Genomic DNA, 23,085 nt, shown 5'->3' on the forward strand with positions numbered 1-23,085 from the left:
CTATTATTGAAGAAGCTTAAAGTGTAAAACGACGTAGGTTATTGAGTTCATATCGCCTATCGAAACCAGCTCTTTTTACCAAATGATAAATTACCCAAATATTGCATTTATCAACTTGCACCAATGAAAGAATTGATAGCATATATTTTACAATTTGGTGACCTAAACAAGCAACAAATTGATCTGATCCTTTCAAAATCAAAAGTATTACAGCTCCCAAAAAATGCTTATTTTTCCGAAGCAGGAAAACCTCCCAAACAAGTTGGGTTTGTTATAGAGGGTATTGTAAGGGGATGTTACTACAACAATCAAGGTGAGGAAGTCACCCGTTGCTTTATTAGTGAAAACAGCCTTATAGTAGACTATGTCAATTTTGAAGCAAACACGGTTTCTTCTGAGTATTTGCAAGCCTGTACGGACTGTAATCTCATTGTATTTTCTAAACAAGACTGGATTGAATTGTCACACACCATCGTAGGCTGGGACAATATTAAGAACAAAATGGTGCAACTATGTATGTACCAAAAGTCTAGAAAAGGTCCCGTGATTTCACAAAATGCCACCACCCGCTATTTGGAGTTTCTGAAAAACTACCCTACCCTGACCAATCGCATTCCATTGACCTACATTGCCTCCTATCTGGGAATTACCCAACAATCTTTAAGTAGGATCAGAAAAAATATTCGCTAATTGCTTTTTACCATATGGTAAAGCAGACCATTCTAAATCCTCCCAGCTTTGTTTCATAAATCGTAAAAAAGGACAAAAATGAAAAAAGCACTTGTTACAGGAGCCAACAAAGGCATAGGTTTTGGAACTGCGAAACTCTTATTACAACATGGGTTTTATGTTTATATCGGTAGCCGAAATAGGTACAATGGCGCAGAAGCTGTAAACCTGTTGAAAGCGGAAGGATTAACAAATGTAGAAATGATCCAGATAGATGTGACGGAAGAAACTTCCGTTCAGAAAGCTCGTGAAGAAATTGGTAAAAAGACGAGTACTTTAGATGTCCTCATCAACAATGCCGGCATCAACGGAGGAAGTGAACCTTATACCGCATTAACCTCAAAGCCAGAAGAATTTCAGGCCGCATTTGACACAAATGTGATAGGAACAGCGAGAGTGACACAGGCCTTTATGGATTTGTTACGAAATTCTAATACCCCAAGAATTGTAAACTTGAGTACGAGCGTAGGCTCACTTTCTTTGCAAAGCGACCCTAACTGGCCTGCCTACAATTATGCTAAATATGCAGTTTATGCGGCCTCAAAAGCAGCACTGAATATGTACACCATCCATTTGGCATATGAACTTCGTGATACCAACTTCAAAATTAATGCGGTTTGTCCCGGTTTAACTGCAACAGATTTTACCTTGGGTCATGGTGGTGAAGTGGAAACGGCAGCCAAAAGAGTAATTAAGTATTCAATGATTGATGAAGATGGACCTACTGGAAAGTTTTTCAGTGAAGAAACCAATCCAAAGTCAGGAGAAATACCCTGGTAGTAAAAGAACAGAAAGTTCGTTGACACGCAATTTCTTCATAAAAAACAGTGATTTGTGCCTGATTGGCTCGAGCCAGGATAAGACACGCCATCGTCAACCAGCCAACGCTGTTGAGGTAAAACACTCAAAATAAAACTAGATTATTCGAATCAAATCATGCATTAAAGCATGATTTGCCAGAAGGGCTGACGATTCGCCAGCCAGCGAATGTCAGGAAGGTCAGCCGTAGCGGTTACCCCATGATGTAAAATTAGGATGTGACAAGCGTAGCTTCGTCATCACCTGACAAATAACTCTTCATTCAAGAATTATTTCGTCAATGTTCAATAGAATATTTTGGATGACCAATTTCCAATATGCTATTGAATAAACTATTGGTAATTGCAGTAGCCACGCTGATGCTGGCAGGATGCAAAAAAGATGACACGGAAAAAATCGAAATGAATGAGGATTGGCGTTTCTTCAGGTTTAGCAGTTGTCCAGCAGAAAATCATGGTAACTGGCAGGACACCAGTTTTATAGCTGCAACGGCTGACCCTAATGTCATACAGCAGTGCCTGGATCAATTGGCTGTACCTTTTGATGAGCGAAACTTGTTTCCATTAGGACTGTTAGCAAATGGCTCTGGTGGATACAATACCAATGCCTCCCACCACTTTAGTTGGCATCTGAAAGAAGATGATTGGGAGCTTGTAGAAATGAGCGTTGAGATCTATGATGGCTGTGCTTACAGTGATGCGGAGCTCGGAAATTACCTCGAAAACGTACAACGATACGGAGGATGGAGCAATCGGGTACTGGAAGAAATCACTTTTGACTAAAAACCCATAGCCGGAGCAAGCTGTCAGCTCACTCCAGGTGAATTGATAAACCTTCAACCAGGTGAACGAATGGCTGAATTGATTGTCAGGCTGCTGTCATGATTTCTTCTAATTCTTTCCCTACTACTCTGCAGTCGTAAGATTCATAGGAAATTCATCCCTTCCTAGTAAGTGGCGAAGGTAGGTTTCAAAACAAGAAAGGCCATCTACCGACGGCCTTTCTTAATAAATAACAATAGCAGATCTAAATACCTGCTCCAATGAATTTCTTATTTTTTTGATACGGTCACAATGGCTTCCACTGCTACTTCACTCCATGTTTTGCTCACGCCATCTGATCCTGTGTGCAGTGCTTCACACGCCTTGTTGATAGAGGCTACAGCATCCAGTGCAGACCAGTTTTCAAGCTCCATTACACCCTTAAAGGTATATTCATCACCCGATACTTCGTAGGTCAGCGGAATGCTGGCGGTCACACCATTTAGCTTTACTTCAATGGAGCTAGAGTCATTTTCTCCTAGCTTAAATGTTCCTGTGATGTTTTCTGTATCGGTCATCACGCCGAAGAAAAACTCCAAAATTTTCGGATCTCTTGTACCCGTAGCATCATTGGTGAAAAGGCTGCTTACCGGAATACTGAATTCGGTACCGTCCAGTGCCTTCAGAGCAGTCTCTCCTTCACCAGACTTGGTGATGTTAATGGTTTTGAATGTTCCTCCCACAGGTAGTTTGTCAGTGGTTTTATAAGCTGTAAAATTCGCTTTAGCGCTGCCTGCCACGATAGCGTATGAGTTGTCAGTCGATGCTACTTCGGTTGTTTCTTCCTGAGCGGAGGAGCTTTCCTTTGGAGAAGTAGTACAAGCTGCCGTCAATAGTACAGTACCAAGGCAAAGAATTCCTAGTTTTTTCATATGCAATTCAAAGTTTGAATGATGGTTTTAAAATAAGACAAGGGAAAATATGAGTATTAAGTTCGGATATTTTCACAAACCTGTCCACAAAGGTGCTTGATTATTATTGAAGCGTTCTTATCGATCAGTGAAAATCAATAGTTGCATTCTACCTGGGTAACTCACCTCTGGTCATAATAGATTCTTCTTAATACTTGTTTACTTGCTGTAAATGTGTAAAATTCAATTAAAACTAACAAAGGCACGTATGAACAAATCCATGTCAACAAGCAATTGAAGCAATTGATATGATATTAATAGATTGTACATGTAATAAGCGCAGAGTCTCTTAAGACCCACACAGCATAACATCTAATCAGTACCCAAATCAAGATGAATGTTTATGCAAATCAGTTTTAAGGTAAAATATCCCACTGGAAGCAGTTAATACCAAACCAATGATATTGGTGATCGTAATAGCAACACCCAGAAAGAAAAACAGCATGCCGACGAGCAGCATTCTCTCTGAATAATACACCAATTCCATCACAGCAAGGCTTTCGATATTTCTACTATATTTAAATAGTTCTTTATCAATATGAAGCTGAGCGACGATGATCACAACAATAGCCAATTTGATAATCAATATCCCAATCCCATTGATCAATGGGTGATGGAATAAATCGAGTGGAAAAAACAAAAAATACAAATCGGGAAGTACCGAATAAACAACGACCATGAAAACAAAAAGGAAAAATATTACCCAATAAACCGAACGAATACGTTTTACTCTTTGATACCCCATCTTCTCATCAACATGTTTGGATGAGGAAATACTAATAACCCTACGGAATACTCTCCAAAAAAGTAGAATGACTACAACAACAAACACATTAGCCATAAGATACATTTGTAACATTGGATCTATCATGAGCTTTTATTAAGGATAAGAGGATATAATAAGATGAATCATTCCCTTTACTTTAGGGAAAAAAGTGGAAGAACAATCATTCTCCCAGCAACCTTTTTTGGAACCTCTTACTAAGAAAAGAAATGATGTGGAAAGACCATCCAACGGGTCATTTGGACCGTGATAAAAATCAACTCCTCTTGATTACTGCATGTGGAAATTATTTGGAGCGATTTAAAGCAAATACATCCGATACCCTCCCAATTCTGCAGACTTCTAAGAGGTTTAATAAAGCCTCTTGATTTAGTCGGTGTATTACATTTAGTCGAAAAGAACAAGTCATTGTTACTTGACAAACTATAGCTAATATGTGTATCAGGATCCTGTAACAGCGCTTGTATCTTGTCCGCATAGATATCTCCCTGCGTGCCATAGGCGACATTGGCAGAGATTAGTAAAATAAGTATACGGAGGATCCAACTACCCATGTAGCGAATATAGTAAAAAATGCGAGCCATTGTCAGACTTGTATTTATCCGCATGTATACCTCATAAGTCAAAGAAGAACTTCCTGCGTTTGCAGATCCCTTAAAACCCATAAAAGCGTGAAGGCATAGGATTTCTAAACATCAGTCAAAAACCTGAATCGAAAGTATTGACTACACCTATGTCGTTCATTAAATCAACGAGTATGATTTTGATGTATATACATTCTTCTCTAAATTCCCGCTTAACAAACCCTGATGTTATGAAAAAAGTAGGTAGAAATGATCTTTGTCCATGTGGTAGTGGCAAGAAATACAAGAACTGCCATGCTTCCATTGAGAAATCCAAAACACTCAACAACAAATCACTTCTTTACATCGGCTTGCTGCTTGCTTTTCTAGCTATTGCCACCTATAGCTTATTTTTTGCTCAAAAATCCACCAGACCCAATGGTCAGGCACCAGCAGGTAAAGTATGGTCTGAGGAACATGGACATTATCATTAACATCGTAAGGTTTCGGTAAAACATAACTGAAAGATCTAACTACTGAGGAGAATGTAGGATCTACGGATCAATACGCCTATGTTGTTGTACGACCAAAGAGCAGACAGGTGTCTTCCAACAATTCTGGTGACATATCACAAGAACATTTTGTTACTTTGTAATCAGTTTTAGAACCAAGAATAATCCCCCTATGCGTCGTAAAATTCCAGAATCTACTCTTCCGAAGCTCAATCGATCCAAGTTAATCACACGAGAAGGAATGGATCGCCTGGTAGAAGAGCACAATCACTTATGGAAAGTGGAACGACCAGAAACCACCAAAAAGGTTGCCTGGGCTGCCAGTCTTGGTGATCGATCTGAAAATGCGGATTATCATTACAATAAAAAGCGTCTTCGTGAAATTGATAAACGATTACTGTATTTACGCAGATGCATTGATGACTTTCAGGTAATCGACTACAACCCCAAGCAAGAAGGCAAAGTGATGTTTGGTGCCTGGGTAGAGATTGAAAACTTGGAGAAAAAGCTCAAAAAACGCTTACGGCTTGTCGGTTATGAAGAGTTGACAACCAACAAAGATTACATTTCGATGGACTCCCCTATGGCTCAAGCATTACATCAAAAGCAAGTAGGTGATGAAGTAATTGTAGAAACCAAGATTGCCAATTTCACCTGGAAGATTAACAGCATCGAGTACGATAAAGGATCTCCTGAAACCAAGTCTTAAGCCTTTTGAAGAGTAAATTCACCAGCTTCAGATCTTACTTTATCATACTTGTAGTACTGATTTGTTCTTCCTGCGCTATTCGCTATCACAGAGCATCGAGTGGAATGATTGAAAATCAGGAACTATCGGAAATTAGCGGCATTGCTCCTTGCAGTTTCCATCCGGGACTGTTTTGGGTGCATAACGATGGTGGAAACGAGCCCTATCTTTACTTGATTGACACATTCGGGGTTATACAATCAAAAGTGAGTATAACCAATGCTAAGAACAGAGACTGGGAAGATCTTACCATTGGACAAGAAAACGGAGTGAGTTATCTCTACATTGGAGATATTGGAAACAATAGAAGGCTCCGCGAGAATGTTCAGGTCTATAAGATTCGTGAACCTCAATCGATAGATAAGGAGTTTGAAGTAACTGCAGAAATCATGCATCTGAGTTATACAAATGGTCCCAGAGATGCTGAAACTTTAATGTATGATCAGCAAACCAATGAGCTGATTATTGTGACCAAGCGAGAGCTTAGGACCTATGTTTATAGCTTCCCATTTAAAGATTCGAGTGTGACTGTGGCTCCATTTGGACGTATCAACCACCAATGGATCACCGGAGGAGATATCAGCCCTGAGGGAGATATACTACTAAAGAACTATGGACATGTATTTTATTGGAAAGCACGAAAACAACTAAACGCTGCTAAACGACTTACCACAACTAAAAGCAAGAACATTCGCTACCGTAGAGAACCTCTTGGTGAAGCGATATGTTGGAATCCATTAGGTGGATTCATATCCATCAGTGAACGCTTTGGTAAAAAACCAATCAAGATTTATCAGTACACAATTCGTAAGTGAAGAAATAGCAGACTGTCTTTCGATTAAAATCAAATATCCAATCAGTTTAATCATACTCATACAACTGTACTCGTAGAATAGAATATTGGTCGTGAGAAATCCGAACATGTCGTCCCTGATGTGTTTGATCTCCATTCAGGTGTCGGATAATTTGCCATTGACCATTCTCGAGCCTTCCTTCTTCACATTTCAAAATGCCAACTGTTTTTGATCTGTTCTTCCAATTTTTGAAAGTTGCTACAACTCCTGATCCTGCAATATAAAACTCTTTAGGACCCACCTGAAGTATTAATGCTCCTCCAGAATCCCACACTTCTTTACTAGCTCCTGCTTCCCAACCCAGGGTATAACTGTTTTTAAACGAAAACTCATAGTCACCCAATACCACGGTGGTCATCACTTTGCTTCCATCCAACAACACGCCTTCAAGTGCATTTTGACCAATTTTTTGTCCAATTAGAGGCTCCAATTGCTCCAGCACGCTATAAGCTCCTTTTAGTTGATTGCTGACTCCATTCTCAATACTGAAAGGAGAAAATCCAATACCTTCATAATGCCCAATAGTGAATAATGCCTTCGCTCCTACAGTACCATCAAAAGCATGTTCTGGCACGAAAAGAGTATTTGCTTGCCGTGTATATAGGTCATTCCAATATTCAAAATCTGGGTTATAAAAATCAGGACTGAAAAAGTCGATACTCGGTGTACCGGCTCTCCAGATATCCATCAAATGAGGTAACGGACCGGCACTTGGATATTCTCCGGGAATCTTGCCTGGACGAATCAATGCCGCATTGACAAACATCGGAAGACCATAAGCTTCTTTTCCTGCTTTCGTAATTTCTTCGGTGTATTGAGCAAAATGCCAGGCCATAAATAGTTCATCGGTTTGGTATCCCGCACCGAATACCTCTTCCCAATTCCCCTCGGTTTTGTAGCCATTCCTTTTCCATAACGCTTTGAATTCTGGCACTAAGTCCTCTCTATTGGCTTGCAGATACGTCAATAATTCCACGGGCACCTCTTCACTAAAAGCTGCATTGGCAAAATCATGATAATCTCTGGCTGAAGGCAACATTCCAATTTCGTTTTCTGGCTGTACCATGATCACGGTTTGATCCTTTGAATCAATCTCTTTCAGGTGGTTCATTAACGCCACAAAAGCACGCTTGTCGGCTTCTAAATTTTCCTGACTAAATGGAGTTAGGATCTCTTGACTATTGCCTCGTTCATCTACCGCTCGAGGATAGATCGATTGATCGGTTTTAATCCAAGCAGGCACGTGACTGGACATGCTATTCTTCCAGGAGCCAAACCACAGTAAGATGAGCTTTAAATCATTGTTTCGAGCTTCCTGAATAAGTTCATCCAACAAACCGAATTCGAATTGACCTTTTTTCGGCTCTATCAACTCCCAATAGACAGGAGCCAATACCGTGTTTAAATGCATCTCTTTTAAGGTGGCCCAATGTGGTTTCATGTATTCCACACTGGTAAAAGACGAATTACCTAATTCACCTCCACGAACGATAAAGGGCTTTCCATCTACGACTAAATGCTGTTTATTTCCCTGTACAGCCAAATATGGACAATTGCCCTGTGAATAGGCATATTGAAAAGATAATACCAGGATAGATAGGATGATGATCTTTGTTGTAGGATGCATTCAATTGATGATTAATCTTATAGTCAAACTAACTATATGATGTGTAACATCAAAATGAACGAAAACATGTCTTCCGGGAAAAGACAAATCAACCACCAAAGTTTATATTTTCATACCTAGCGAGCCATGTCAATGCTCATGGATAAAGTAGCTTTTCCAGCCAAACCGTTTGTAAGCAACGACTGCTAAGGTTTCATACAAATACAGCACATCTACTGAAATCAACACCGTAATCAGGATAAGCGTCGCATTGATCAAATAGTGATGCATCTCATAGAAGTAAAACAAGATATAAATCAGCACCACCGCTGTTAAAAACTGAATTACCTTGGCCCACAAGTGATACCACAGGTGCATTTTCACAAACAGAAACATGAACAACACCACATGAACGTAGCACACAATGAAATCCAAAAAGAAGGACGCGGCTGTGTGCATCTTGTCGATATACTGACGGTGCATGTACATGGTAAGGATGTTCGCATGAATTGTTAGTCCATGCATGTCAGGTATACTCTTCCCCACCACTTCATGATTTAACGGTGTGTACTTGAAATCTTCAAGGTTCGAGGCATCCCCTACAAAATTGCCCATGTAACCCAGCAGTACAATTTTATCTTTAATCGTCTCTGGGTCAAACTCTCCATAGATAATCTGCTCTCCTTCATAATCTACGAACTGCTTATACGTACCGTAATAGTTAATGATTTCTATTTCATTTCCCCTATTTTCCAGGTCTTTAAATGCTTCCGGATCATACATCTCCAGAATTTTACTGGTAAAAGCTTCTGCATAATATTCCCCATCATCATAGAAGGGCATGATTTCGCGAATGGTTGAATTGAGTGAATCACCTGCTACTAAATCGGCATAAGCGTAATTTAAATCCCCAAAAGAACTATGAGAGGTTAAAATGTACGGGGTTTCTTCCTCATCATGAAGGACACTAGTTACCACCACATTTGGTTTGGACAATTCCTCTTTCAAAAACATGTCCGAATCAGGATCATGCTGGCCGTAAAACATGATGTCCACTCCTATTACAGCAGGTTCTGCCTGTTGCAAGCCATTTAGAATTGCCGCAATACCCATACGATCCATCGTTCCAATATTCACCATGACAATTTCATTATTGACAGGCTTGTCTTTATCCGCTAGTTTGGAATAATAAATGTCTGTGTACTTAAAATCCTTCATGAGGATTTTAATCGGATTTAGGAATTTGATGTCGTATGGAAAGATCGAAAAAATCCCCAATACTGCGAATACCAAAATAGTTGCTAAAAAGGATTCGAAGAACAACTTAGCATTAAACATAGGCGATCTAATTATGCCCTCAAGTTAATGCATTGAGTAAAATTGGCAGACAGTTTATTAGCTGAAAAAGTCCTGTTATTTTGCATAACTCATTGGAAGACCAATCAATTAAATGGATTCATTAACCCAAATAGTCTTAGGTGCCGCTGTTGGCGAAGTGGTTTTAGGCAGAAAAGTTGGCAACAAAGCCATGCTTTATGGAGCCCTTGCAGGAACCATTCCTGATCTAGATGTCTTGTCTGCACACTTTCTGGATACGAGCCGATCACTGGAATTTCACCGAGGCTTTACGCACTCTATCGTTTTCTCGGTATTATTCGCCCCAGTTTTTGGTTGGCTTGTTTCTCGCTATGAAAAACATAAGAGTCTAATAGACTGGACTTGGTTGTTTTTCTGGGGGTTTGTCACACACCCACTTCTAGATGCCTACACCACCTGGGGAACGCAGTTGTTCTGGCCATTTGATATGCGTTTAGCTTTCAAAACCATCTTTGTGGTGGATCCGCTTTACACCTTGCCATTTTTGATCTGTGTGATCATGGCCATGCTTTACAAAAGGAGTAATCCTAAGCGTAGAAAATGGAATCTTTGGGGAATCGGTATAAGTTCTGGCTATCTCATGTTAACGGTTATGTTGAAAGGATACACCTATTTCCAGTTCAAAGAAGCATTGAAAAGTCAAACCATCAATTATGTGGATATGAATACGCGTCCGGCCGCCTTCAATACCATTTTATGGAATGCTAACATTGATACGGGCGATGCATACTTCTTGGCAGATTACTCGCTCCTGGATTCAAAACCTGTATCCTTTCAGGTATATGAGAAAAACCACCACTTATTGGGCGACTTGAAGGATAATGAGCAAATCCAACGAATGATTTACATTTCAAAAGGTTGGTTCATCATCACTCAAGAAAACGGCTCTTTGTATTTCAATGACTTTCGATTTGGCTTATTGACAACTCAGCCAGGTTCCACAGACTTTGTGTTCAAATATGAAATCAAGCAAGATGCTCAAGGTCTGGTCACACTTCATGAAGTAGAAAAAGACCCTCGAAATGCTCGAAAAATGCTCGGCGAACTATGGACACGGGTCAAGGGGAATTAGCTAGCAAATTCACAAACTACATTCCTGTTTAAACTCCCGGGTTATTCTTTTTTCTTAGCCTTACCTTTAAAAAAGGCACCTCTAAAACCAACTCCACCAGTTATTTGTAGGCCGCTGATGTCATTTATATTTTGGTCTTTGTCTCCATCTAGTAAATAATACACTTGAATTCCGGCTGTTAAATCATTAAATCCAATTTGAATCCCTCCTTCTAATCCCGGAAAAAACTTTCTGTCGGTTTTAAAAATCTCTTGATAAAAGTCAGAATTGTTTGCTGCATTTCCTGAAATATGTCTAAAACCTAATCCCGTCTCCCAAAATGCTTCAACTTTATTATTCCCGACATCCCCTGAAAAAATAGAGTGATAATATGAAGCCCCATAGTAAAGTATGGAAGCAGTTTCTCTATTTGATTCTGTTTTAAAAAACAAGTTGGATACTGAAAAATAGGTGTGTAAGGGAAACTGCTTTAGTCTTACATCTAACAATCCACTTTGAAAACTTCTTCCTGAATATGGGTTTAAAACGATGGAACCAAAGTTAGTACCGATACTATCAATGCTTGAAGCTATATTAACCGCTAAATTAATTACGGATTTATCTGATGCGACTTCCAGCCCAACCATTCCACTAGCATTTGTTGTTTCATCGGAATTATTTTCGCCATTAGCAATACCTCTCAGGTTTCCATCAAGAAAAATCTTCACCTCAACTGAATCACCTTCTGCAAAATTTACTCCTTTTAGAGTTTGCGAGAATACTGGAATACATAAGGAGGCAAGTAATAAAAATAATGAAAGTGTCTTCATGTGATTTAATATTTGAAATGTAATCGAATCTAGATGCTTATACATAAGCTTTCAATACCCCTTTAGAGGTATATCACATGTAACTATATGAATATCAACAGATTAAATTGGATACTTAAGTAGAATAACACAATCCGTTATTTGTATAGTACACTGTAGTCAATTCCTGAGATATTATTCAATTAATATACTTACTGAAAACGGACTGATAGTAGGTAGCTGAATCTCTTACCGATGGACCTTAAGCCTAACTCGAAAAAGATAATTCAACGTACCTCCTATCTAATATGAAAATAGCGTTACCTTCGGTCTGCGCTTGATCAACTTCCATCAGGTGACCTAAGCTGTAATTATGACAACACAACTCATTATCATTTTCGCGCTTGTTGCCTTTGGCCTTTGGCTGTTCTTGTATTTAGTCCCTGTAGGATTGTGGGTAACCGCTGTTTTTTCGGGTGTTCGCGTTAATTTGATGGAGTTGCTGTTCATGAGATTCCGAAAAGTGCCACCGCACTTAATTGTTAATTCACTCATATTAGCGACTAAAGCCGGAATACCGGGAATTACCACTCAAATGTTGGAAACCCACTATCTCGCCAACGGCAATCTTACCAATGTGATAAAAGCCATGATCGTAGCGGATAAAGCCAACTTACAAATGTCGTTTCAACAGGCAACGGCAATTGATCTGGCAGGAAGAAATGTACTGGATGCATTGCAAATTTCCGTTTCTCCTTACATGATCATCGTTCCGTCTATTACCGGTGTTTCGGCTGATGGCATCCAATTAATCGCTGAAGCTAGAGTAACGGTCAGAACAAACATCCAGCAGTTAGTTGGTGGTGCTGGAGAGGAAACCATCAAAGCCCGTGTAGGCCAGGGAATCATTTCCAGTATGGGTGAAGCTCCTAGTTACAAAACCGTGTTGGAACAGCCTGAAGTCATTTCTAGACGTGTTTTGAGGGATGGATTAGACTCAGGAACAGCCTACGAGATCTTATCAATTGACATCTCTGACATCAATATTGGACAAAACATTGGTGCTAAGCTACAAATCGATCAAGCGGCAGCTGATTTAGAAATCGCTCATGCAAAGGCAGAGGAACGCCGAGCTATGGCTGTAGCCCACGAACAAGAAATGATGGCTGAAATACAAAAAGCAAGAGCAGCGGTGATTGATGCAGAAGCTTCCATACCAGCAGCATTATCAGATGCTTATCGCAAAGGACAATTGATTAGAGGTTAATGGAGAACTCAGGTGTCTTGGCCTTAAATATCCAATGACACCACCAACCCTTCATTTCCACGTACATTGAAAACGGTATTGTCTTCAAAAATGAAGTATTGAGCCTTCACTCCTTTTAGGACTCCCCGGTATGACGGAGTTTTTTCCAGGTTCAAGCTTTTTATTTTTTGAGGGTATTGCAACACAGGATAATCCAGTTCCCAGTATTCTTCATGATTCTCCAGAAAGTATTCTTGCACTTCATCCGGGAGATGCTCGATGATTTGTTCTCTGATTTCAAACAAATCTTCCTCAGCGACTTCATTTTGAAGCATTTTTCGCCAGTTGGTTTTGTCTGTAAACCAATCCTTTAAAGCAACTTCAGCAACACCAGCAAGATATCGGTTCGGTGTTTCCAAAATCTCCAAAGCACTAGATGCACCTTGATCAATCCAACGAGTTGGAACTTGCGTCTTTCTTGTCACTCCTACCTTCACAGAACTGGATAACGCTAAATAAACAATATGAGGCTGTAATTGCACTTGTCTTTCATAGTCTAAATCCCGGTCTTCGATATCCAGATGTGCTTGTGACAATTCAGGTCTAATCACCCAATCAGCTGTTTGTGGCATCTTGTAAAAACAGTCATAGCAATGCCCCATTCGGAAGATCTTCTTCGTACTTCCACAGTTCAGACACTGATAACCCTCAAACTTGATTTGAATGTTTTTATCCAGCAATTCATTAATATGTATTTCCTCATTTTCCAGCATTAAGAAATAGTTGATTGGTGAACCGAATTCCGTTCTCATTTTCTTCAATACTCCTTGGTACATATCAATTGTGGGTTTCTGTGAATTTTGTGAGCCGCAAAACTATGGAAACGATTCTAAACGGACTGCTTCAACTGATCCAATTCTTCTGGTCTACGCACGTCTACGCTAACTTTCATCATTTGATTGCCTGCACTATAGATAATCCCTTTTAGTGGCGTCACGTCAGCGAAATCACGCCCAAAAGCCACTCGCACATGCATATCACTAACCAGCAAATCATTGGTTGCATCAAACTCCACCCAATCAAGTCCTGGTATGTACAAAGCAACCCAGGCATGTGACGCGTCAGCCCCAACCATTTTAGGTTTACCTGGAGGTGGCAATGTTTCCAGATAACCACTGACATATTTAGCAGCTAAACCAATAGATCTTAAGCAGGCAATCGTAAAATGGGCATAGTCCTGACAGACTCCTTTCTTGGTTTCGAATACTTTCGAAACTGGTGTGCTGATATCCGTAAATCCAGGAGTAAAGGTGAAATCTGAATGGATTCGATGATTCAAGTCCAACATGGCTTCCATGATAGGTCTTCCCTCAGAAAAGGACTGACGAGCATATTCCTGAATGCCTGTTGGAAACTCTACATGCTTGGAAGGCAAATAGAACTGGCGAATATCGTTCATGGCCTCAGTGGTCTGTAACCACTGCTGCACCTTTTCCCAGGGCTGTGTTTCTGAAGGAACAACATCCATCCAATTCGGTTTGGAAAGCGTAACTACACTCTTACTGGTAACCGTCAATTTAGAATGTGTCTTTTCAATCGAAAAATAGACCTTTTCATTATCAAAAAAGTCTTTGGTTGACTGAATGTATTGAGGCGATGGCTCAATAGTTTGCTCAAAGCTCTCTACCTGCTGAAACGGTAAATCACAAGGAGTTTGCACCATCGTGTTGTGACACAATGAAGAAGGTGACTGATAAACGTAATCCGTGATATGTGTGATATGATACTTCATATTTCAGGAAGCTGAGCAGTTTGAATACGCATAAAACGACTACTGGTATGATTGAAGAACTCCTCACTAATTAGCATTGAAGCTTCTCTAACTAATCGTTCGATATCATTCAGGAAATCAATTAGATACGGATAATTATTCTTCTTTTCATTGAGGGTACAAAGCTGATCTATATTCACCAGACGAATTTTGGTTACAGCTTCCAACAGCTTCTTGCGAATGTTGGATAATTCCGTAGAATGCCCAAACTCCTTGGACACCATCTCCTGGTAATGATTATCTATTTTCAACACCTGGTATACCAAAGAACGTGGATTACTCTCTGTGATTAGCAACAATTCCAATACACTTCGTAATTCTAAATTCGATCGGTACTGATAGCGATAGGTCACCAAACTCTCATTGCTTCGCAAGGTATTTTCCCAAAGCTCTTTATCGGTTTCCATATCGTACTTTTTAGACAACAAAGACCTCAAAAGGACACAGAAGTTACCCGATGACTCCAGGAAGCGTCCCATATTGAGCAAATGCCAGGTAGATGTTCTGGTCATATTGTCAATGTTCAAGCCGTAGAAAGCCATCATTCGAATGACCATATTATCCAACGCATCATATACCTCCATAAGTGAGGCATTGTTCTTTCGTACTTTATTCAATTCATTAGAAACACTTTCCAGAATTCTCCAGGTATCCAAACTCAGACGATCTCGAGTAGCGTAACCATTCGATAAGAAAGATTGAATACTATGCGCTAAGCTTCCTATACGATAAATGTCAGTATTCAGCGACAAAAGCTCTTTTTCAGGATTCTTTAAGGTGCGTTTCTCGGTAAAACCAGGGCCTGTTCCAGTTAGATTAGTCAAACTAACCAATAAAGCCGATAGCACTACATCTTCATGTACGTGAATGTCCTCATCCGCTTCGTTATAGGCCAAAAGCGCCATACGCATCAGACGAATGGTATAGGCTGACCGCTCCATATATCGACCAAGCCAAAATAAGCGCTCACCGGTCCTGCTAGGCATCACATGCAGTTGTCGCATGAGCTTTCTGGAAGGAGAAATAACAGGATTATCTGCTACAATATCTGTACGTTTACCGGTAATCCAGGTGTCTTTACTGATACTTCCTGATTGATTGGAAACCAAAAAGACGCCTTGCTCTGGAGCACTTCTAGAAAGTCCTCCTGGCATCACATGATAATCCTTTTCCAGCACATCAGCCACCATAAAACCTCGGAACACCGCATTACGAGCAACCAACTTATTATTGATCCATGAAGGTGTAGTGCTAAAGTCCACAACTTCTTGACCTACAAACAAATATGGATCCGTATTGATGCGATTAATTAAATCCGTTTTTTCAGACGAACTCAGGTTGCCACCAAATACTGTTTCACCAAAAGCATTGATACTTCTAATGACCAATTGGTCGATATTTTCAATGACATAGTTCTTTTCGTTGGTATGTCCACACCACCAGGTAGCCACCGAATTAAGAATTAAATCCTCTCCTAAAATGTGTTGACAAAGTTTGGGCAGAAATGCCATTAAGCCCGGGTTTTCCAATACTCTAACACCTAATGGATTGATGACCAATACATTCTTTTGACGCACCGCTTCCATCAAACCAACAACACCAAGTTGTGAGTCACCTTTAAATTCCAACGGGTCACAAAAGACATCATCCACACGCCTGATGATCACATCCACTTTCTCCAGCCCTTTGATGGTCTTCAGCCATACATGTCCATCACTGACCGTCAAATCCTCTCCTACAACCAGCGTATAGCCCATGAATGAAGATAGATAGGCATGTTCGAAATAAGTCTCATTGGCCGGACCAGGAGTCAGCATGACGATCCTTGGATTCTCAATATTAGTAGATGAGAGCTGACTTAGAGTGTCTTTCAGCGTTTGATAATACGAAGAGATTTTCTGCACTTCATTCTCTCGAATCAATTCAGGAAATACTCTGGTCATTGCTGCACGATTCTCCAAAGTATAGCCTGCTCCTGAAGGAGCGTCTGTTCGATCATCCAACACCCACATTTGTCCATTGGAGCCTCGGGCCAAATCCGCGGAATATTGAATCAACTGCAACTCCGAATCGAGCATGATTTTATCCGCTTCTCGTAAGAAACCCTGATGATGATAGATCAATTCGAATGGAATCAATCCGTCTCGAATAAGCTGGCGGCTGCCATAAATATCTTTCAGTATGAGATTCAGTAAATGAGCACGCTGCTTGAGTCCACGCTCAATAAACTCCCACTCTTTGGCATCAAACACCATCGGTATTGGATCCAAATTCCATGGTCGATTCAATCCATCACGATCACCATAGAGATTATAAGTAACCCCATTTTCACGTAATTGACGACTTACCTGCTCTAATCCTTCTGCTACCTTTTCGGAACCGACTGTTTCGTAATAATTGGCCAGTTTTACCCATTTTGGGGTGATCTGTCCATCACGTGTAGACAGTTCATCCAGAAACTTGCCATCACTGGATTGTATTTCTTGTAAATATGAATTGATCATTTAATGCATCATCAGTTATTGGGTTGATCTATTTCGATCGTTTGAATCTTCTTAAGTCCATCGTGTGGGGATATTCCGAATGAACAGATTCTTCAACTATTGTGAAATCAGTGATTATGTTTTCTTTCGTCACAAACCTACCCGCAGATTGATTATCAACGACTTTAGGTTCCACAAAGTTTATTGAATGACCAAAATCAAAGAAACGAGATATTCTACGCGATTCCGCTTCAAAGCTATTGACCGGGAAAGTGTCGTAATTTCGTCCTCCCGGATGAGCCACATGGTACTTACATGCGGCAACCGACTTCTTAGTCCAGGTATCATATAAATCGATCGTCAGAGGTGTATCAACACCAATGGTAGGATGCAACGCAGATGGTGGCTGCCATGCGCGATATCTTATTCCAGCAATGTATTCTCCCTGAACACCCGTATTCTTCATCGCTATTCGGATACCATTACATAGCAAGTAATATCTCGAATCAGTCAAACCAGAGACTTTCACTTGAAGGCGTTCTAGAGATGAATCCACAAAACGAGCTGTACCAGAATTGGACATTTCTTCACCTAATACATGCCACGGCTCAATAGCCATTTTCAGCTCAATATGAATATCATCTACTTGCAACTCACCCAGGAATGGGAATCTGAAACTGAAGAATGGATCAAACCAGGACATATCAAAGCCATATCCTGCTGATTGTAAGTCATTAACCACTTCACTGAGATCTTTGTAACAATAATGAGGAAGCAAGAACTTATCATGCAGTGAGGTTCCCCACCGCACGAGTTTGTGGTTATACGGTTTCTTCCAGAACCAACTCAGCAATCCACGAATCAACAACATCTGGACCATGCTCATCCGGAAATGTGGTGGCATGTCAAAACCTCTGAATTCCAGAATCCCCAATCGGCCTGAACTGCTATCAGGGGAATACAATTTATCAATGCAGAACTCGGCTCTATGCGTGTTGCCTGTTATGTCAACCAATAAGTTCCTAAACACCCTGTCTACCAGCCAGTAAGGCACTTCATCTTCTGCTAAATCTGGAATCTGTTGGAATGCAATTTCCAGCTCGTACAACATCTCATCCCGACCTTCATCCACACGTGGAGCCTGACTCGTTGGCCCAATAAATTGTGACGAAAACAAATAAGACAATGACGGGTGATGCTGCCAATACGTAATAAAGCTTTTTAACACATCCGGCCTCCTAAGTAAAGGACTATCAGCTGGTTTTAATCCTCCAAGTGTTACGTGATTACCACCTCCGGTTCCTGTATGTCTACCATCCAAATTGAACTTCTCTGTAGTTAATCTAGATTCTTTAGCACAGGTATACAGCGTTTCGTAATTGTTTAACAACTCTCTCCAGGATGTGGATGGATGAATGTTGACTTCAATCACTCCAGGATCTGGCGTTATCATAAACTTCTGGAGGCGATTGTCCGATGGTGGATCATACCCTTCTATCAATACTGGGATATTGAGTTTAGAAGCAACTCGTTCTACAGCGGTAACCAATCCCAAATAATGCTCCAAAAGCGTAACTGGTGGAAAGAATACGAATAGCTTTCCTTGCCTAACTTCCGTTACTAAACACGTCTTGAAAATTTCGGTAGAGGTATTGAAACCTGCTTTCGCTTTTTGGTTATCTAGCAAATCATCAGCCTTAGCCAATTCGCTATTTTCTGCAAACCGATCTCTTTCAAATTCTTGTTGATCTTTCTCTGCATATTGAATAGACTCCAAAGGCAATCTCAGACCTGCAGGTGAATTACCAGGCATTAAAAACAAGTGGTTTCGTCTAAAATGCCATTCACAACTCTGCCAGGTAGATTGATTGTAATCCCACCGAACTGGAATCGAAAACGCAACAGGAATATCTAACCCTTGATTGAGCAGTTCTGCAAGCTTTTGACGCTCTAATGAGGATTTAAGATCGGCTTTTAACGGATCTATATTAGATGGCATTTTGCTCTCTTCCCAAATGAAATAGAATGGGTCTTCATAGGCTGGTAGAGATAGCTTTGAATCAATATTCAACTCCTCGGCTAGTGTTTGAGAGAACTTTTCAGCCGTTTGATGATCAATGCCATAGTCTTTGGAAATGTCCGCTAACCATTGAGAATCGTTCCAAATTGGCAGACTGTCTAATCTCCAATAACATGCCAGCTTCCAACGCGGCAATGGCTCACCAGGATACCATTTACCCTGTCCATACTGCATCAATGCTCCATTACCGAACTTATCCTTTACTCGATGAAACAATTGATTAGCGAGGCTTCTTTTGTGCTCTCCATCAGCGGCTGAGTTCCACTCTGCCGCATCGGTATTATCTATCCCAACAAAAGTAGGCTCTCCTCCCATGGTTAAGCGCACATCATTGGCTTTCAAATCTTCATCTACCTGATCACCCACAGCTACAATCTGTTCCCATTGCTGATCACTGTAAGGCTTGGTGACTCGAGGTTTTTCTAGAATCCTTGTGACTTTATTCTCAAACTCAAATTTGGTTTCACATGGCTCTGCAAAACCAGAAATTGGGGCCGCACTTTGAGGATCTGGTGTGCAAGCCAAGGGAATATGTCCTTCTCCCGCAAACAAGCCTGATGTGGCATCTAACCCAATCCAACCTGCACCAGGCACATAAACTTCCGCCCAGGCATGAAGATCTGTGAAATCCTCTTCCGCACCTGACGGGCCATCCAGGGACTTTTCATCAGCCTTTAGCTGTATCAAGTAACCTGATGCAAATCGAGCTGCCAGCCCCATATGTCGTAGTACCTGAACCAATAACCAGGAGAAATCACGACATGAACCTGAACCTAGCTTTAGCGTTTCCTCACAACTCTGAACACCCGTTTCTAGTCGAATGTTGTATTTTAACTCATTGTATACTAATTGATTAACAGCAACCAACAAATCAATAGTTGTAATATCATTGGTCACTAATGCTTTAGCTCTTTTGAGGAAGTCCTGCAAATAAGCATCATTCTCAGTTACTTCCAGATACGGTTGCAGCTGTCGCTTGACATGCTCCTCATAGGCAAAAGGAAACTTGTTAGCATATTCCTCAATGAAGAAATCAAATGGGTTGATGACTACCATGTCCGCAATCACTTCCACATCTACTTCGAAATGATCCACCTTTTCAGGAAATACGATGCGGGCCAGGTAATTGCCAAATGGATCTTGCTGCCAATTGATGAAATGATTCTCAGGTTTGATGTTCAGCGAGTATCCTTTGATCTGAGTTCGGGAATGGGGAGCTGGACGTAATCGGATAACCTGAGGACTCAACTCTATGTGCCTATCATAGCTGTATTTGGTAAAATGGCGGACAGCAACTCGTATCGACATGTAAAATCTGGTATGAAATTGAAAGAATAAATCTATAACATTATTTAGTAAAAATGGCTGTAGGCTTACAATGGGCACAATTATTACAAGAAGTCCAAAAAAGCGTGCCTTCTGATGGAAATCAACAAAATCATATTCCAAAAAACGCGGCTAGTTAACGACCTCTGAATAGTGATTCCCATAAAATGAACTATTTCCGCACGGTCATATCATCACCAAACACGACAATCTCCGCTAGCATTAACAGTTTCATAATAATGGCTTCATTGTCAAGCTATTTCAAGACTCTACCTTTGCCCTGCTAATACATGGAAAAGCAGCACATACTATTCATTGTCAATCCGATTTCAGGAGGCAGAAAAGGTCGGTTTCGTCCAGAGTACGTAGAAAAGTATCTGGATCACAGTCGGTTTACTTACAAAATCTACGAAACTAGGCGTGCTGGTGATGGCTATAGAAAGGTTCTAAAGAAACTGGATAAATACGATGGGTTTGTAGCTGTTGGAGGAGATGGCACCGTCAATGAAGTTTTTACCGCCATTGTCAACTCGAATAAATGGTTTTCGGTTATCCCTAATGGTTCTGGTAATGGACTCGCTCGGTCATTGAAAATACCAATGGATATTCCTGGTGCTATTCGTCATTTGAATCAAGCAGCAGTTGAAAATATTGATTATGCGTTAATCAACGGAGAACCTTTTATCAATGTAGCTGGAGTTGGATTTGATGCGATGATCGCTAGTAAATTCAAAAAGAGCACCTCCAGAGGCTTCAAATCCTATGCGGAAATCACCTTGAATGAACTCAAGAAGATGAAATCCCATAAGGTGAAGATTGCCATTGATAAAAAGAAGATTACCAAACGTGTCGTTCTTGTGAGCTTTGCCAATAGTAGCCAGTTTGGAAACAATGCACATATAGCTCCTAATGCAAAACTCAATGATGGAAAATTGCGAATAGTGACCTTCAAACCGTTCCATTGGATATCACTACCCTACCTTGCCTGGTTGATGTTTAACAAGTCCATTGACAAGTCTAAACTTCACCGGGAATATGTGATCCAAAAAGCAACCATTACCAGCAAGAAAAAGATCCACCTGCACATAGATGGTGAAGCTCGAGGCAAAGTAAAGAAAATAGACCTGGAAGTAGTTTCTGGTGGAATCAGAGTGATGGCTTAAGCTTCTACTTCTTCTCTTTTTAGTAGATACTTTTTAATCATTTTACGACTGACCTTTTTCTTCTTACAGATCTCTCCATAGAACTTACCACTATCTCGAAGGGTGCGTTCCTGTGTTTCATAGTTGTTGTGGTACAAGCCAAATCGCGCACTGACTCCTTCTGCCCACTCAAAATTGTCCATCGTGGACCAATGATAATACCGGCGAATATCAATTCCTTTCTTAATGGCTTTATTGAGCTGTTTCAGGTGGTCATAGATAAACTTTGCTCGTTGCTCATCGTTGGCATCACAAATACCATTCTCCGTAATGAAAATAGGAATTTTGTAGTGCTTATAGACACGTTTGCAAATTCTGAAAAGTCCCTTTGGATAAATCTCCCAACCTAAATCATTAACAGCCTTCCCTTTCTTGACATACAGTTCATTGAACAGTGTTCCAGGATTGTAAATACCCTTTACCAGGTCTCGGGAGTAGTAATTGATGCCAATAAAGTCGCAATAGTTCTTCTTTGGAAACTCGCGATGCCATTTTAGAGGAAACACAAATCGTGCATGAGTCATGGCTTCCAGATACATCCACTGAAATAGATGATTACTGACATAAGCAGCCATTTTGGTAAGATGTCGCTTATCAAACATGTCGAAGATCCGGAGATGATGAGCAACTCCTACATGTATTTCTTCCGACTTATGCCCTTTTGCCTTCAATTGCTCATGAATTTGATCATAGGCCTTTAAATGCGCTTTAGCAAAATGATTAGCACCGCGTAAGTATTTCCTTACTTTGCCACGCATCCCTGGAGGCCAACGACCTTCGAAATAGCCAAAAAACAAGTAAACATTTGGTTCATTGATGGTGACCCAGTCTGTGACTAAATCACCCAGCTCATCAACTACAAATCGGACATAATTCAAATAACGATCTACACATTTTGGATTGATCCAGCCACCATCATCTTCCATCCATAGTGGATTAGAAAAATGCCATAAAGTGACCAATGGGCGGATATTGTTTTTAAGGAGCAGCTTGATTTCCTTTCGATAGAGCTCGATCCCTTCCTGGCTAAACTGTCCTTCTACAGGCTCAATTCTGCTCCACTCGATGCCCATTCGGTACGTTTCCGTTTGAATGGCTTTAAGCAGTTTGACATCTGATTCAATGTGATTGATATGGTCACAAGCCACTTTGCTGTGTGAACCATCCTGAATTTTCCCCAACTCAGACCAGCGATACCAGTTGTGCGGTTGCTCTCCTCCTTCTATATGGGTTGCAGCAGTAGCCGAACCCATCAATAAATCCTCAGGTAATTTGAATGTCTTATAGGCCATTTTGCAGTTTGCAAGCTACGCCACAAGCTTTAACTGCAGGT

Annotated in this window: 19 protein-coding genes; 9 read left to right on the forward strand and 10 right to left on the reverse strand. The window is 40.6% G+C overall.

Translation table 11 applies throughout. The annotated features are described in order from the left end of the window. The first annotated feature begins 123 nt into the window (after window positions 1-123). From NXS00_RS01410 to NXS00_RS01420, 3 genes are all read left to right on the forward strand, one after another. Entirely contained in the window at window positions 124-690 is a 567-nt protein-coding gene (locus tag NXS00_RS01410; protein WP_258097322.1) for a Crp/Fnr family transcriptional regulator, read from the forward strand. Between the two features lie 78 nt (window positions 691-768). Continuing rightward, the gene (locus NXS00_RS01415) at window positions 769-1,509 is read left to right on the forward strand and encodes an SDR family NAD(P)-dependent oxidoreductase (protein ID WP_258097323.1); all 741 of its coding nucleotides are present in this window, start codon (window positions 769-771) and stop codon (window positions 1,507-1,509) included. Window positions 1,510-1,865: 356 nt separating this feature from the next. Beyond that, complete coding sequence (locus NXS00_RS01420; protein WP_258097324.1) at window positions 1,866-2,330, forward strand: BP74-related protein; 465 nt, start codon at window positions 1,866-1,868, stop codon at window positions 2,328-2,330. Window positions 2,331-2,599: 269 nt separating this feature from the next. Here the strand turns inward: NXS00_RS01420 and NXS00_RS01425 are convergent, their stop codons facing one another. Both NXS00_RS01425 and NXS00_RS01430 read right to left on the reverse strand, forming a co-directional pair. Then, window positions 2,600-3,241 (reverse strand): YceI family protein, encoded by a 642-nt coding sequence (locus tag NXS00_RS01425; RefSeq protein WP_258097325.1) that lies wholly within the window; start codon window positions 3,239-3,241, stop codon window positions 2,600-2,602. A 367-nt stretch (window positions 3,242-3,608) separates the two neighbouring features. Then, window positions 3,609-4,151 carry a hypothetical protein gene (locus tag NXS00_RS01430; protein ID WP_258097326.1) on the reverse strand — a complete coding sequence of 181 codons (543 nt, stop codon included), beginning with the start codon at window positions 4,149-4,151 and terminating at the stop codon, window positions 3,609-3,611. Between the two features lie 727 nt (window positions 4,152-4,878). On the opposite strand from NXS00_RS01430, the gene NXS00_RS01435 reads away from it, so the two are divergent. The 3 genes from NXS00_RS01435 (at window position 4,879) to NXS00_RS01445 (ending at window position 6,702) form a co-directional block, all read left to right on the forward strand. Next, window positions 4,879-5,121 carry an SEC-C metal-binding domain-containing protein gene (locus NXS00_RS01435; RefSeq protein WP_258097327.1) on the forward strand — a complete coding sequence of 81 codons (243 nt, stop codon included), beginning with the start codon at window positions 4,879-4,881 and terminating at the stop codon, window positions 5,119-5,121. Between the two features lie 190 nt (window positions 5,122-5,311). Continuing rightward, the gene (greB, locus tag NXS00_RS01440) at window positions 5,312-5,848 is read left to right on the forward strand and encodes a transcription elongation factor GreB (RefSeq protein ID WP_258097328.1); all 537 of its coding nucleotides are present in this window, start codon (window positions 5,312-5,314) and stop codon (window positions 5,846-5,848) included. A 5-nt stretch (window positions 5,849-5,853) separates the two neighbouring features. Beyond that, window positions 5,854-6,702: a hypothetical protein gene (locus tag NXS00_RS01445; RefSeq protein ID WP_258097329.1), complete on the forward strand. Its 849-nt coding sequence runs from the start codon at window positions 5,854-5,856 to the stop codon at window positions 6,700-6,702. Between the two features lie 46 nt (window positions 6,703-6,748). On the opposite strand, the gene NXS00_RS01450 is transcribed toward NXS00_RS01445, so the two are convergent. Together NXS00_RS01450 and NXS00_RS01455 are read right to left on the reverse strand one after the other, a co-directional pair. After that, window positions 6,749-8,368 (reverse strand): GH35 family beta-galactosidase, encoded by a 1,620-nt coding sequence (locus tag NXS00_RS01450; RefSeq protein ID WP_258097330.1) that lies wholly within the window; start codon window positions 8,366-8,368, stop codon window positions 6,749-6,751. Window positions 8,369-8,497: 129 nt separating this feature from the next. Beyond that, window positions 8,498-9,685, reverse strand: a complete 1,188-nt coding sequence (locus NXS00_RS01455; protein WP_258097331.1) for a CHASE2 domain-containing protein — start codon at window positions 9,683-9,685, stop codon at window positions 8,498-8,500. Between the two features lie 112 nt (window positions 9,686-9,797). Here NXS00_RS01455 and NXS00_RS01460 point away from each other — a divergent pair, with 112 nt between their 5' ends. Next, window positions 9,798-10,796: a metal-dependent hydrolase gene (locus tag NXS00_RS01460; RefSeq protein WP_258097332.1), complete on the forward strand. Its 999-nt coding sequence runs from the start codon at window positions 9,798-9,800 to the stop codon at window positions 10,794-10,796. Window positions 10,797-10,837: 41 nt separating this feature from the next. Here the strand turns inward: NXS00_RS01460 and NXS00_RS01465 are convergent, their stop codons facing one another. Next, window positions 10,838-11,605 carry a hypothetical protein gene (locus NXS00_RS01465; protein ID WP_258097333.1) on the reverse strand — a complete coding sequence of 256 codons (768 nt, stop codon included), beginning with the start codon at window positions 11,603-11,605 and terminating at the stop codon, window positions 10,838-10,840. A 352-nt stretch (window positions 11,606-11,957) separates the two neighbouring features. On the opposite strand from NXS00_RS01465, the gene floA reads away from it, so the two are divergent. Beyond that, the gene (gene floA, locus NXS00_RS01470; protein WP_258097334.1) at window positions 11,958-12,851 is read left to right on the forward strand and encodes a flotillin-like protein FloA; all 894 of its coding nucleotides are present in this window, start codon (window positions 11,958-11,960) and stop codon (window positions 12,849-12,851) included. A 23-nt stretch (window positions 12,852-12,874) separates the two neighbouring features. Here the strand turns inward: floA and NXS00_RS01475 are convergent, their stop codons facing one another. Genes NXS00_RS01475 through NXS00_RS01490 form a run of 4 tightly spaced genes read right to left on the reverse strand, consistent with a single transcriptional unit; the run spans window position 12,875 to window position 20,532 of the window. After that, complete coding sequence (locus NXS00_RS01475; protein ID WP_258097335.1) at window positions 12,875-13,666, reverse strand: DUF2797 domain-containing protein; 792 nt, start codon at window positions 13,664-13,666, stop codon at window positions 12,875-12,877. 53 nt (window positions 13,667-13,719) lie between these two features. Further along, the gene (locus tag NXS00_RS01480) at window positions 13,720-14,622 is read right to left on the reverse strand and encodes a transglutaminase family protein (protein ID WP_258097336.1); all 903 of its coding nucleotides are present in this window, start codon (window positions 14,620-14,622) and stop codon (window positions 13,720-13,722) included. Then, entirely contained in the window at window positions 14,619-17,165 is a 2,547-nt protein-coding gene (locus NXS00_RS01485) for a circularly permuted type 2 ATP-grasp protein (RefSeq protein ID WP_258097337.1), read from the reverse strand. The genes NXS00_RS01480 and NXS00_RS01485 overlap by 4 nt, the downstream gene beginning before the upstream one ends. A gap of 28 nt (window positions 17,166-17,193) precedes the next feature. Further along, window positions 17,194-20,532 carry a transglutaminase family protein gene (locus NXS00_RS01490; protein WP_258097338.1) on the reverse strand — a complete coding sequence of 1,113 codons (3,339 nt, stop codon included), beginning with the start codon at window positions 20,530-20,532 and terminating at the stop codon, window positions 17,194-17,196. Window positions 20,533-20,840: 308 nt separating this feature from the next. On the opposite strand from NXS00_RS01490, the gene NXS00_RS01495 reads away from it, so the two are divergent. Then, entirely contained in the window at window positions 20,841-21,713 is an 873-nt protein-coding gene (locus NXS00_RS01495) for a diacylglycerol/lipid kinase family protein (protein WP_258097339.1), read from the forward strand. Here the strand turns inward: NXS00_RS01495 and NXS00_RS01500 are convergent. Beyond that, a complete protein-coding gene (locus NXS00_RS01500; protein WP_258097340.1) occupies window positions 21,710-23,044 on the reverse strand; it encodes a glycoside hydrolase family 1 protein in 1,335 nt (444 codons plus the stop codon). The genes NXS00_RS01495 and NXS00_RS01500 overlap by 4 nt on opposite strands. Window positions 23,045-23,085: the final 41 nt, after the last annotated feature.

Source organism: Marinoscillum pacificum, from assembly GCF_024714495.1.
In the GTDB taxonomy this organism is placed as follows: Bacteria; Bacteroidota; Bacteroidia; order Cytophagales; family Cyclobacteriaceae; genus Marinoscillum; species Marinoscillum pacificum.